Genomic DNA, 11,817 nt, shown 5'->3' with positions numbered 1-11,817 from the left:
GTTCGTGGCGGGTGGCTGCCGCTGGCGGGTGGGAGCACGTACGGTGAGGGCATGACGAGCGCGAGTGGCGGTGCTGGCATGGTCGACTGGAATCTCGCGGTCGCAACCGCGACCAGGTTGGTGCGGCCGGGGCCGGAGGTGAGTCGGGCGGAGGCGGCGGCCGTGGTCGCCGAACTGCGCCGGCACGCGCTGGAGGCCGAGGAGCACGTCCGGGCGTTCACGGGGATGCGGTCGAGCAGTCTGACGGCGGCCGCCGCGACGCCGGTGCTGGTGGTGGACCGCCCGGGCTGGGTGCGGGCGAACGTGGCCGGCTTCCGCACGGTGGTCCAGCCGCTGGTGGAGAAGCTCCAGGCGCGCCGGGCGAGCAGCCCGACGGCGGGGGTGTTCGGCGCGGTGGGGGAGAAGGCCACCGGGATCGAGGTGGGCGCGCTGCTGGCGTTCCTGGCCGGGAAGGTGCTCGGCCAGTACGAGACCTTCGCCCCGGCGGAGCCTTCGCTGGAGGCTCCGGACAGCCCGGCGGCGCTGTTCGACAAGCCCCGGCTGGGGCCGGAGGGCCCGGGGCCGGGCCGGCTGCTGCTGGTGGCGCCGAACATCGTGCACGTCGAGCGGGAGCTGGACGTCGACCCGTCCGACTTCCGGCTCTGGGTCTGCCTGCACGAGGAGACGCACCGGACGCAGTTCACCGCGGTGCCGTGGCTGCGCGACCACATCCAGTCCGAGGTGCAGTCCTTCCTGGCGGAGACGGACGTGGACCCCGGCGCCCTGCTGGAGCGGCTGCGGGACGCGGCGGGTTCGCTCGGCGGCGGGCTGCCGGGGGCCGGGGGCCGGGACGGCATGCCGTCGGCGGGGCTGATGGAGGTCGTCCAGTCGCCGGCGCAGCGCGAGATCCTGGGCCGGCTGACGGCGGTGATGTCGCTGCTGGAGGGCCACGCGGACGTGGTGATGGACGGGGTCGGCCCGGCGGTGGTGCCGACCGTGGCGGAGATCCGGGAGAAGTTCCAGCAGCGCCGGGACCGCGGGGCGAACCGGCTCGACCTGCTGTTGCGCCGACTGCTCGGGATGGACGCGAAGCTGCGCCAGTACCAGGACGGCGCGGTGTTCGTGCGCGGGGTGGTGGAGCGGGTCGGCATGGAGGGCTTCAACCGGGTCTGGACCTCCCCGAACACGCTGCCGACCAAGGAGGAGATCCACGATCCGGCCGCCTGGGTCGCCCGCGTCGCCCGCTGAGGCGGGCGCGGACGGGGCTCGGGCAGGGTTCGGGCAGGGTTCGGGCAGGGCACGGACGGGGCTCGGACCCCAACTGCCGCGCGGTGGTCGGTGGTGGTCAAACCCGCTCGTACGAGTGGTCCAATCGGGCAGCCGGAGGGTGAAGATACGTTTCTCCATTCACCCGAACGTGGGACGGTGGTCGTACCGGTGGCGCGGGTGGCGTAGCGGGGTGCTCCTTTCTGCCACCATCTGTGAGCGCCCGGTAACAGGGCGCTCATGAAGCTGCGCGGCCCCGCCGCGTGAGCCGCCGTCCTGTCCCCTCCGTCGAGGAGTCGTCCGCCGTGGGTCCACACCCCGCAGTCGCAGCGATACGCCTGGCCGTCCGCCGCACGCTCACCGACCTCGCCGCCGAGGCCGGTATCACCTTCACCGCGCCCGTGCGCGAGCCCCGCCAGCGCCCGGCCGGGGCGCCCCTGGTGGGCGCCGCCGTCGGCACCACCCTGATCGGCAACGCCGCCCGGCACCCGTCCGGACTGCCCCGGACCCCGGCCGCCCCCGGCTCGCCGCTGGTGCTGGTCGCCGTCAGCGGCGGCGCCGACTCGATGGCGCTGGCCATCGCCGCCGCCTTCGAAGCCCCCAAGATCGGCCTGCGGGTCGGCGCCGTCACCGTGGACCACGGCCTGCAGCCCGGCTCCGCCGACCGCGCCGCCCAGGTGGCCGAACGGCTGCGCTCGCTCGGCCTGGACCCGGTCGAGGCGATCCCGGTGCGCGTCGGCCGGTCCGGCGGCCCGGAGGCCGCCGCCCGGGACGCCCGCTACGCGGCCCTGGACGCGGCCGCCGAGCGGCTCGGCGCGGTCGCGGTACTGCTCGGCCACACCCGGGACGACCAGGCCGAGACGGTGCTGCTGGGCCTGGCCCGCGGTTCGGGCTCCCGCTCGCTGGCCGGGATGCCGGCGCAGAAGGGCCGCTACCGCCGCCCGCTGCTGGAGCTGGACCGGGCAGCCACCCGGCAGGCCTGCTCCGCCCAGGCGATCCCGGTCTGGGACGACCCGCACAACTGTGATCCCGCCTACACCCGCTCGCGGGTCCGGCACGAGGTGCTGCCGGTGCTGGAGAAGCACCTGGGCGGCGGGGTGGTCGAGGCGCTGGCCCGCACCGCCCGGCTGTTCCGCGACGACGCGGACGCCCTCGACCAGTGGGCCTCCCTGGCCGAACGCGACCTCCGGACGGGTGAGGGCGCCCTGGACGCGGTGAAACTCGCCGAGCTCCCGCCCGCGGTCCGCCGCCGGGTGCTGCGGCGGGCCGCGCTGCGGGCGGGCTGCCCGGCCGGAGACCTGTTCGCGCGGCACCTGGAGACGATCGACCTGCTGGTCACCGGATGGCGCGGCCAGGGGCCGCTGCACCTACCCGGGGGCGTCGAGGCCACCCGCAGGTGTGGCACGCTGGTCTTTCGGCGGCAGGGCGACTGACGGGCGGGCATGTCCCGGGGTAGTCGGCCGCCGGCCACACAGACCCCGAACGTTTGAGGACGTATCCCCGGTGGACCAGAACGACATGGGCGCTGACCTCGCGAAGGTGCTCATCAGCAAGGACGAGATCGACGCCAAGCTCCTGGAGCTGGCCGAGCGCATCGACCGGGACTACGCAGGCAAGGACCTGCTGATCGTCGGCGTCCTCAAGGGGGCTGTGATGGTCATGGCCGACCTCGCCCGGGCCCTGCACTCGCAGGTCACCATGGACTGGATGGCGGTGTCGTCCTACGGCATGGGCACCAAGTCCTCCGGCGTGGTCCGCATCCTGAAGGACCTGGACACCGACATCGCCGGCCGGGACGTCCTGATCGTCGAGGACATCATCGACTCCGGTCTGACCCTGTCCTGGCTGCTGGGCAACCTGAGCTCGCGCGGCCCGGCCTCGCTGGAGGTCTGCGCCCTGCTGCGCAAGCCGGACGCGGCCAAGGTCGAGATCGACGTGAAGTACGTCGGTTTCGACATTCCGAACGAGTTCGTGGTCGGCTACGGCCTGGACTACGCGGAGAAGCTGCGTAACCTGCCCTTCATCGGGACGCTCGCCCCGCACGTCTACGGGGGCTGAGGGCTCCGTTCGGGCTACGGGTGGGAACAGGAGCCGGTTCCCGCCCGTTGGACCGGGGGGACCAAGAACGACGGCCGTGTCGCTGCGCTCCCGCCATGGGCGGGTGCGACTGCGGTACGGTCCATTAAAACCGCTCTTCACATGAGCACCGACCAGGATGCGCCGGCGGCACCCAGCCCGCGGCGCCGCTGAGTGGCAGGAGGGACGGGGCGGCAACGCCCCGCATGGATGGACGTCAAGCGATACTTCCGTGCGCCGATCATGTGGATCGTGCTGGCCGTCCTCGCCGTCATCGTTTTGATGCAGGTCGTTTCGGATTCGAACGGCTACAAGACGGTGGACACCGGTCAGGTCGTCGCGGCGATCGACGCGAAGCAGGTCAAGTCGGCGCAGATCACCACTGGTGACTCGAACACGATCAAGATCCAGCTGAAGGACGGCGCCACGCTGTCCAACGCCGGTACCGGCAAGACGCCGTCCGGCAGCAAGTTCCAGGCCTCGTACATCGGCGACCAGGGTGTTGCGATCGCCGACAAGCTCCAGGCCCAGATCAACGACAACGACCAGAGCACGCTCGCCGAGGGCTACACCATCAGCCCCGAGAAGCAGAGCACCTTCGTCAGCCTGCTGCTGTCGATGCTCCCGATCGTCATCATCGTCCTGGTCTTCCTGTTCCTGATGAATCAGATGCAGGGCGGCGGCTCCCGGGTCATGCAGTTCGGCAAGTCCAAGGCCAAGCTGCTCACCAAGGACACCCCGAAGACGACCTTCGCGGACGTCGCGGGCGCCGACGAGGCGGTCGAGGAGCTCCACGAGATCAAGGAGTTCCTCCAGGAGCCGGCCAAGTTCCAGGCCGTCGGCGCCAAGATCCCCAAGGGTGTGCTGCTCTACGGCCCGCCCGGTACCGGCAAGACCCTGCTGGCGCGTGCCGTCGCGGGCGAGGCCGGGGTGCCGTTCTACTCGATCTCCGGCTCGGACTTCGTCGAGATGTTCGTGGGTGTCGGCGCCAGCCGCGTCCGCGACCTCTTCGAGCAGGCCAAGGCGAACGCCCCGGCGATCGTCTTCGTCGACGAGATCGACGCCGTTGGCCGGCACCGCGGTGCGGGTCTGGGCGGTGGTCACGACGAGCGCGAGCAGACCCTCAACCAGCTGCTGGTCGAGATGGACGGCTTCGACGTCAAGGGTGGCGTGATCCTGATCGCGGCCACCAACCGCCCCGACATCCTGGACCCGGCGCTGCTGCGCCCGGGCCGCTTCGACCGCCAGATCGCGGTCGAGCGCCCCGACCTCCAGGGCCGGCTGGACATCCTCAAGGTGCACCAGAAGGGCAAGCCGATCGCGCCCGACGTCGACCTCTCGGCCGTCGCCAAGCGCACCCCCGGCTTCACCGGCGCGGACCTGTCGAACGTCCTCAACGAGGCCGCTCTGCTGACGGCCCGTTCGGACAAGAAGCTGATCGACAACGGCATCCTGGACGAGGCGATCGACCGCGTCGTGGCCGGTCCGCAGAAGCGCACCCGGATCATGTCCGAGCGCGAGAAGAAGATCACCGCGTACCACGAGGGCGGCCACGCCCTGGTGGCGGCGGCGTGCCCCAACAGCGACCCGGTGCACAAGATCACGATCCTCTCGCGCGGCCGCGCCCTCGGCTACACCATGGTGCTGCCGGACGAGGACAAGTACTCCACCACCCGCAACGAGATGCTCGACCAGCTGGCCTACATGCTGGGCGGGCGCGCGGCGGAGGAGCTGGTCTTCCACGACCCGACCACCGGCGCGTCGAACGACATCGAGAAGGCCACCGCCACCGCCCGGGCCATGGTGACCCAGTACGGCATGACCGAGCGGCTCGGCGCCATCAAGTTCGGCTCGGACAACGCGGAGCCGTTCCTGGGCCGCGAGATGGGCCACCAGCGCGACTACTCGGAAGAGGTCGCCGGGCTGGTGGACGAAGAGGTCAAGAAGCTCATCGAGAACGCGCACAACGAGGCCTGGGAGATCCTGGTCGAGAACCGCGACGTGCTCGACAACCTGGTTCTGGAGCTCCTGGAGAAGGAGACCCTGAACAAGGAGCAGATCGCGGAGATCTTCGCCACGATCGTGAAGCGCCCGGCCCGGCCGGCCTGGACGGGCTCGTCCCGTCGCACGCCGTCCACCCGGCCTCCGGTGCAGTCCCCGAAGGAGCTGGCGCTCACCAACGGCGCCGCCGCGATCGACACCGCCCCGGTGGACATCGTGAAGCTCCCGCCGCTGCCGACCGCGGAGCCGCCCGCCGAGGGCTGATCCCGCGCACCGTACGGAATGGATGCCGCGTCACCGGGGTTTGTACCCTGGAGACGCGGCATCCGTGCTGTTCAGCAAAGTCGTCCCAAGTAAGCGAGGCCCGCATGATCGACCCGGTGACGCTCGACGGTCCACCCACCGTCGGGACCTTCGACCAGAAGCGGGCCGAGAACGCCATCCGCGAGCTGTTGCTCGCCGTGGGTGAGGATCCGGACCGCGAGGGGCTGCTGGAGACCCCGGCCCGGGTCGCACGCGCCTACAAGGAGATATTCGCGGGCCTCTGGCAGGAGCCCGAGGACGTCCTCACCACCACCTTCGACCTCGGGCACGACGAGATGGTGCTCGTGAAGGACATCGAGCTGACGTCCGTCTGCGAGCACCACCTGGTGCCGTTCCGCGGCGTGGCGCACGTCGGGTACATCCCGTCCGCCAGCGGCAAGATCACCGGCCTGTCCAAGCTGGCCCGGCTGGTCGACGTCTACGCCCGCCGCCCCCAGGTGCAGGAGCGGCTGACCAGCCAGGTGGCCGACGCGCTGATGCGGATCCTGGAGCCGCGCGGGGCGATCGTCGTGGTCGAGTGCGAGCACATGTGCATGTCGATGCGCGGCATCCGCAAGCCCGGCGCCAAGACCATCACCTCGTGCGTCCGCGGCCAGCTGCGCGACCCGGCCACCCGGGCCGAGGCGATGAGCCTCATCATCGGCCGATAGCGGAACGGCCGGCCGGTCCCCTCGGACCGGCCGGCCGTCACCTGCCCGCGTCACCTGCCCGCGTCACCTGCCCGCGTCACCCGGCTGCGTCAGCCGAGCCGTTGGCCGATCCACTCCAGCGAGGACGGCAGCTCACGGGTCCAGCTGTCGAAGTTGTGGCCGCCGTCGTCCAGGTAGAGCGAGTCGACCTTGAACTGCGGGTTGGCCGCGGCGACCTGCTGGGCGTGGTCGACGAACTGGAGGGTCTGCGCGAAGTCGCCCTCCTTGCGGGAGGAGACCACCAGCAGCGAGAGGGCGGGGGCCGGGAGGTTCGTCAGCCGCCAGTCGAGGTCGCTCTGCTGGGCCAGGGCGGCGTCGCCGGCGAACAGGTCACCGCCGGTGAACTGGTCCTCCTTGACCTTGTACTCGCTGTGCAGGCCCACCCCGATGCCGTACACGTTCGGGAAGCGCATCGCCAGCCGCAGCGCGCAGCTGCCCCCGGTCGAGTAGCCGAAGACGGACCAGGAGGCGGCCGAGCGGCCGGTCCGGTAGGTGGTGCGGAGCGCCTCCGGCAGGTCCTTGGTGAACCAGGTCTCGGTGCGCGGGCCGCCGGGGACGTCCACGCACTCGGTGTCGCGCGGCGGGGCGACGGTCGGGCGGGCCATGACCACGACGGTCGGCGGCATCTTGCCGGACTTCCGCAGCTCGGCCGCGGTGCGCAGGAGCGGCAGCTCCTTGATCAGGTTGAGCGAGGTGCCGGGGAAGCCGGAGATGGCGACCAGGACGGGGAAGCGGACCAGGGCGAACTTCGGGTCGAAGTACTCGGGCGGCAGGTAGACGAACAGCTGGTCGGACAGCCCGGTCTCCTTGCCGGTGACCCGGACCGATTCGACCTTGCCGACCTCCTCGGGCGGGCCCTTGGGCAGGTCGGTGACGGTCTCCAGACCGCCCTCGTCGGTCGGCTGGAGCTGGGTGTCCGAGGCCGGGGCGCCGCTCTTGTGGTTCTCGTTGCTGGTCAGCGCGAGCTTGGTGCTGCCGGGGCTGAGCAGGTCGTCCCACGAGGTGTAGAACCCGAAGGAGTTGTTCACCGCCAGCGCCAGCACGGCCACGACCGCGACTTGAGTGACGGTCAGCAGGCCGATGCGGCCCAGCACGGGCAGCGGGCGCTGGCGCGCCAGTCGCGGCCAGAGCCACAGGGTGGTGACGAGAGCCGCAGCGCCGAGTGCGAGCAGCGAGTTCACCAGCGCGTCGCTGGTCAGTTCCATGCCGTCGGCCTTCCGGTGGGACACTGTCGGTGCACGCCTCATCGTCTGGCGGTCCGTCAGCTCCGGCCACCGCGGCTAGGCTGTCCGGATGCCCGGGCGAGCTGGGAGGGCGGGGGGAGCCACAGGCAACCGGCGCCCTAGAATGCGGCGTCCACCGTACGTACGGCGTACCGGAGGACCCTGCCGCGCCACGCGGCGGCAGGCCCTCGGCTCCGTCCCCGGCTCCACCGCAGCGCGCCCACGGCACCGGTTTACCGACCGTTTCCGGGTCCTTGGTATGCGCATTGCCTGATGAAGGAAAAGGCATTGAAGGTCCATCACACGTGCTCCCCCGGAGTGACCGGACGGCGTCCCGCAGCCTCTACGCTGAGCTTCCATGAGCGTTCCCGTGTCCGTTGAGCCGAGCCCCGAGCAGCCGCGTCGCCGACGCGGCCTGCAGACGCTTCGCACCCAGGCGGCGGCCGTTCCGAGGGCCTGGCTGCCCCGCGCGGTCGGGTACGCCTGTCTGCTGATCGGCCTGGTCGACATCGCCAGCGCGGTGTTCCCCAAGCTCCGGCACTCCAAGATGCACACCTTCACCGGGCAGCTGCCCGGCGGCACCACCTCGCTGGCCGCGGTCGGGACGATGATGGTCGGCCTGCTGCTGGTGCTGCTCGCGCACGCGCTGCGCCGGCGCAAGCGGCGGGCCTGGCGGGCGGTGTGCGTGCTGCTGCCGGTCGGCGCCGCGCTGCACATCGTGCGCTGGCACCAGGTCGGCCCGGCGGTGGTCTCGCTGGCGGTCTTCGTGGTGATGCTGGTGCACCAGCGCGAGTTCTACGCCAAGGCCGACCCGCGCACCCGCTGGCGGGCGCTGGTCAACCTGATCGTGATGGGCGCCGTCAGCGTGCTGCTCGGCCTGCTGATCGTGAGCACCCGGACCAAGTACGAGATCGGCTACCCGGCCCTGCCCGAGCGCCTCCAGCACGTCGTGTACGGGCTGTTCGGCTTCGAGGGGCCGATCCGGTACAACAACGTCCGGATGTCCGACCTGGTCGCCTACCTGCTCGGCGGGCTGGGCCTGCTGACCGCCTTCACCACCGCCTACCTGGCGCTGCGCCCGGGCAAGCCCAAGCCGGAGCTGACCCCGGAGGACGAGGAGAAGGTCCGCGAGCTGCTCACCCGGCACGGCGAGCGCGACTCGCTCGGCTACTTCGCGCTGCGCCGCGACAAGAGCGTGCTGTTCTCGCCCACCGGCAAGGCCGCGATCTCCTACCGGGTGGTCTCCGGCGTGATGCTGGCCTCCGGCGACCCGGTCGGCGACGTCGAGGCCTGGCCGGGCGCGATCAAGGTGTTCATGGCCGAGGCCCGCGAGCACGCCTGGGTGCCGGCCGTGATGGGCTGCAGCGAGGTCGGCGGCGAGGTCTGGACCCGCGAGGCGGACCTGGACGCGCTGGAGCTGGGCGACGAGGCGATCGTCGACACCGCCACCTTCTCGCTCTCCGGCCGGGCCATGCGCAACGTCCGCCAGATGGTCAAGCGGATCGAGCGCAACGGCTACTCCTGCCAGGTGCGCCGGGTCAGCGACCTCACCCCGGAGGAGAAGCACCGGATCGCCGACGCCGCCGCCCGCTGGCGCGGCACCGACACCGAGCGCGGCTTCTCGATGGCCCTCGGGCGCTTCGGCGACCCGCTGGACGACGACTGCGTGGTGGTCACCGCCCACAAGGCCCCGGAGGAGGGCGAGAGCGGCGACGACCTGAAGGCCGTGCTGCACTTCGTGCCCTGGGGGCCGGACGGCATCTCGCTGGAGCTGATGCGCCGCGACCGCGCGGCCGACCCGGGCCTGAACGAGCTGCTGATCGTCGCCGCCCTCCAGGCCGTGCCCGCGATGGGCGTGCGCCGGGTGTCGCTCAACTTCGCGATGTTCCGCTCGGCGCTGGCCCGCGGCGAGCGGATCGGCGCAGGCCCCGTGCTGCGGGCCTGGCGCGGACTGCTGGTGTTCCTCTCGCGCTGGTTCCAGATCGAGTCGCTGTACAAGTTCAACGCCAAGTTCCAGCCCGAATGGGAACCGCGCTTCCTGGTCTTCCCGAACACCCGGGACCTGCCGCGGATCGGCTTCGCCGCGATGCAGGCCGAGGCCTTCATCACCCTCGGCATGCCGCGCTTCGGCCGCCGGCGCCAGCGGGAGGGCCTGATGCCCACCCCGGGCGCCCGCGACGTCACCGAGGCCGCCTGAGGCACCGCCGCGACCAACGGGGCCCCCGCCGAGAATCCTCGGCGGGGGCCCCGTTCGATAATGGGCGCATGAGCAACTCGCCGTCCTTCTCGCTGCCGGCCGGACTGCCGCGGCTCGACCGCTGCGCCGTGATGGGTGTGGTCAACGTCACGCCCGACTCCTTCTCGGACGGCGGCCTCTGGCACGACCCCGCCAAGGCGATCGCGCACGGGCTCGCCCTGCGCGCCCGCGGCGCGGACCTGGTGGACGTCGGGGGCGAGTCCACCCGGCCCGGCTCGCAGCGGGTGCCCGAGGAGGAGGAGCTGCGCCGGGTGCTGCCGGTGGTGCGCGAGCTCGTCGCCGCCGGGGTCGTGGTGTCGGTCGACACCATGCGGGCCTCCGTCGCCGAGCAGGCCGTGGCGGCCGGTGCCGCGCTCGTCAACGACGTCTCCGGCGGGCTCGCCGACCCGGAGATGGCCCGGGTGGTCGCCGACACCGGCGCGCCGTTCGTGGTGATGCACTGGCGCGGCCAGTCCGCGGACATGGAGCGGCTGGCGGTCTACCGGGACGTCGTGACGGACGTCGTCGCCGAGCTGGCCGTCCGGGTGGACGCGCTGCTGGCGGCCGGGGTCAAGGAGGACCAGCTGATCCTCGACCCGGGCCTCGGCTTCGCCAAGACCCCCGAGCACAACTGGGCGCTGCTCGGCCGACTGGACGCGCTCACCGCGCTCGGCCGTCCCGTCCTCGTGGCCGCATCGCGCAAGCGGTTCCTGGGTACGCTGCTCGCCGACCCGCAAACCGGGGCGCTGCGCCCGGCCCGGGAGCGCGACGACGCGACCGCCGCGGTGTCGGTGCTGTCGGCCCAGGCCGGCGCCTGGGCGGTGCGGGTGCACGACGTGTCCGGCACGGCGGACGCCGTCCGGGTGGTCGCGGCCTGGCAGCACGCGGCCCGGCAAGGGGTGAGGGAGGGTCTGTGACAGGTGACGGCAGGCTGAGCGGCGGAACGGCCGGCCAGGCCCGCGAGGCGGACCTGGAGGCGGTGCTCGCGGCCAACCAGGCGCTCTACCAGGCGCTGGAGGAGGGGGACCTGGAGGCGGTCGAGGACGCCTGGCTGGGGGCCGCGGACGCGGACGACAAGGGCGGCGTGGTGTGCGTGCACCCCGGCTGGCCGGTGCTGCGCGGACGGGCGCAGGTGACCCGCTCGTACATGCTGATCATGATGAACACGGAGTACATCCAGTTCTTCCTGACCGATGTCGAGGCCGAGGTCCACGGAGATGTGGCCCTTGTCACGTGCACCGAGAACATCCTCTCCGGCGGCGAGGCGGAGGAGGAGGGGGAACTCGGTCCGCTGGTCGGCGGAAAGGTCGTGTCGACGAATCTGTTCCGCCGTACCCCGGGCGGGTGGAAGCTCTGGTCGCACCACGGTTCACCCGTTCTGACCAGCGGTGACGACGAGGACGAGGACTGATTCGGGCGGCCTTCGGAAAACGCCGCCGGGCGGTCGCCCGGGAATTCCCGAGTGGTCACCGAACGTTCACGTCAATCGCCATTCCGGTGCGCGTGGCGACGGTTCGTGCCGGGTAGGACGGTCAGACGTTGTCAGCGCCCGCGGGTAGATTCGAAACGGAGTGGCGGGTGTGCTGCCCGCCTTCGCCCCGCTCGTCCATGCCATTCTCCGGGTGGGGCCCGTCCGACTGGGAGCAGTGATTCGTTTGCTGGACCGCGTCACCCTGCGGGGGCTGCGTGCCCGGGGCAACCACGGCGTCTTCGAGCGCGAGCGCATCGAGGGCCAGACCTTCGTGGTCGACCTCGTGCTGTACCTGGACACCCGCCCCGCCGCGGCCGGCGACGACCTCACCCGCACGGCGCACTACGGCCTCGTGGCCGAGGAGGTCACCGCGATCATCGCGGGGGAGCCGGTCGACCTGATCGAGACCCTGGCCCAGCGCATCGCCGACCAGTGCCTGAAGCACGAAGCGGTCGAGGAGGTCGAGGTGACCGTGCACAAGCCCGACGCCCCGATCACCGTGCCGTTCGACGACGTGACCGTGACCATTCACCGGGGCCGCGCATGACCGCC

At 71.7% G+C, this 11,817-nt stretch carries 10 protein-coding genes; 9 read left to right on the top strand and 1 reads right to left on the bottom strand.

Annotated features, from left to right (window positions below; genetic code table 11):
- Nucleotides 1-51: 51 nt before the first annotated feature.
- From OG556_RS15565 to folE, 5 genes are all read left to right on the top strand, one after another.
- Nucleotides 52-1,227 carry a zinc-dependent metalloprotease gene (locus OG556_RS15565; RefSeq protein ID WP_371517550.1) on the top strand — a complete coding sequence of 392 codons (1,176 nt, stop codon included), beginning with the start codon at nucleotides 52-54 and terminating at the stop codon, nucleotides 1,225-1,227.
- A gap of 323 nt (nucleotides 1,228-1,550) precedes the next feature.
- Nucleotides 1,551-2,678: a tRNA lysidine(34) synthetase TilS gene (gene tilS / locus OG556_RS15560; protein WP_371517549.1), complete on the top strand. Its 1,128-nt coding sequence runs from the start codon at nucleotides 1,551-1,553 to the stop codon at nucleotides 2,676-2,678.
- A gap of 70 nt (nucleotides 2,679-2,748) precedes the next feature.
- A complete protein-coding gene (gene hpt / locus OG556_RS15555; protein WP_063348252.1) occupies nucleotides 2,749-3,303 on the top strand; it encodes a hypoxanthine phosphoribosyltransferase in 555 nt (184 codons plus the stop codon).
- A 228-nt stretch (nucleotides 3,304-3,531) separates the two neighbouring features.
- Nucleotides 3,532-5,586: an ATP-dependent zinc metalloprotease FtsH gene (ftsH, locus tag OG556_RS15550; protein WP_350885202.1), complete on the top strand. Its 2,055-nt coding sequence runs from the start codon at nucleotides 3,532-3,534 to the stop codon at nucleotides 5,584-5,586.
- 104 nt (nucleotides 5,587-5,690) lie between these two features.
- Complete coding sequence (gene folE, locus OG556_RS15545; RefSeq protein WP_063348250.1) at nucleotides 5,691-6,296, top strand: GTP cyclohydrolase I FolE; 606 nt, start codon at nucleotides 5,691-5,693, stop codon at nucleotides 6,294-6,296.
- Between the two features lie 89 nt (nucleotides 6,297-6,385).
- Here folE and OG556_RS15540 read toward each other — a convergent pair whose 3' ends face one another.
- The gene (locus tag OG556_RS15540) at nucleotides 6,386-7,540 is read right to left on the bottom strand and encodes an alpha/beta hydrolase (RefSeq protein ID WP_371517548.1); all 1,155 of its coding nucleotides are present in this window, start codon (nucleotides 7,538-7,540) and stop codon (nucleotides 6,386-6,388) included.
- A gap of 376 nt (nucleotides 7,541-7,916) precedes the next feature.
- On the opposite strand from OG556_RS15540, the gene OG556_RS15535 reads away from it, so the two are divergent.
- The 4 genes from OG556_RS15535 (at nucleotide 7,917) to folB (ending at nucleotide 11,812) form a co-directional block, all read left to right on the top strand.
- The gene (locus tag OG556_RS15535; RefSeq protein WP_371517547.1) at nucleotides 7,917-9,755 is read left to right on the top strand and encodes a phosphatidylglycerol lysyltransferase domain-containing protein; all 1,839 of its coding nucleotides are present in this window, start codon (nucleotides 7,917-7,919) and stop codon (nucleotides 9,753-9,755) included.
- 68 nt (nucleotides 9,756-9,823) lie between these two features.
- On the top strand, nucleotides 9,824-10,711 hold the full coding sequence (folP, locus tag OG556_RS15530) for a dihydropteroate synthase (RefSeq protein WP_371517546.1): 888 nt from the start codon (nucleotides 9,824-9,826) through the stop codon (nucleotides 10,709-10,711).
- Nucleotides 10,708-11,205: a nuclear transport factor 2 family protein gene (locus OG556_RS15525; protein ID WP_063348246.1), complete on the top strand. Its 498-nt coding sequence runs from the start codon at nucleotides 10,708-10,710 to the stop codon at nucleotides 11,203-11,205. Before folP ends, OG556_RS15525 begins: the two co-directional genes overlap by 4 nt.
- Before the next feature lie 247 nt (nucleotides 11,206-11,452).
- Nucleotides 11,453-11,812 (top strand): dihydroneopterin aldolase, encoded by a 360-nt coding sequence (gene folB / locus OG556_RS15520; protein ID WP_371522717.1) that lies wholly within the window; start codon nucleotides 11,453-11,455, stop codon nucleotides 11,810-11,812.
- Nucleotides 11,813-11,817: the final 5 nt, after the last annotated feature.

Source organism: Kitasatospora sp. NBC_01300 (assembly GCF_041435235.1).
GTDB lineage: Bacteria > Actinomycetota > Actinomycetes > Streptomycetales > Streptomycetaceae > Kitasatospora.
The sequence above is the reverse complement of the archived record's forward strand: the minus strand, read 5'-3'. Positions and strand labels throughout refer to the sequence as shown.

Excerpts from the sequence above, each read along its gene's own strand:
- OG556_RS15565 (WP_371517550.1), top strand. The coding sequence starts at position 52 with ATGACGAGCGCGAGTGGCGGTGCTGGCATGGTCGACTGGAATCTCGCG.
- ftsH (WP_350885202.1), top strand. The coding sequence starts at position 3,532 with ATGGACGTCAAGCGATACTTCCGTGCGCCGATCATGTGGATCGTGCTG.
- folE (WP_063348250.1), top strand. The coding sequence starts at position 5,691 with ATGATCGACCCGGTGACGCTCGACGGTCCACCCACCGTCGGGACCTTC.
- OG556_RS15540 (WP_371517548.1), bottom strand. The coding sequence starts at position 7,540 with ATGGAACTGACCAGCGACGCGCTGGTGAACTCGCTGCTCGCACTCGGC.
- OG556_RS15535 (WP_371517547.1), top strand. The coding sequence starts at position 7,917 with ATGAGCGTTCCCGTGTCCGTTGAGCCGAGCCCCGAGCAGCCGCGTCGC.
- folP (WP_371517546.1), top strand. The coding sequence starts at position 9,824 with ATGAGCAACTCGCCGTCCTTCTCGCTGCCGGCCGGACTGCCGCGGCTC.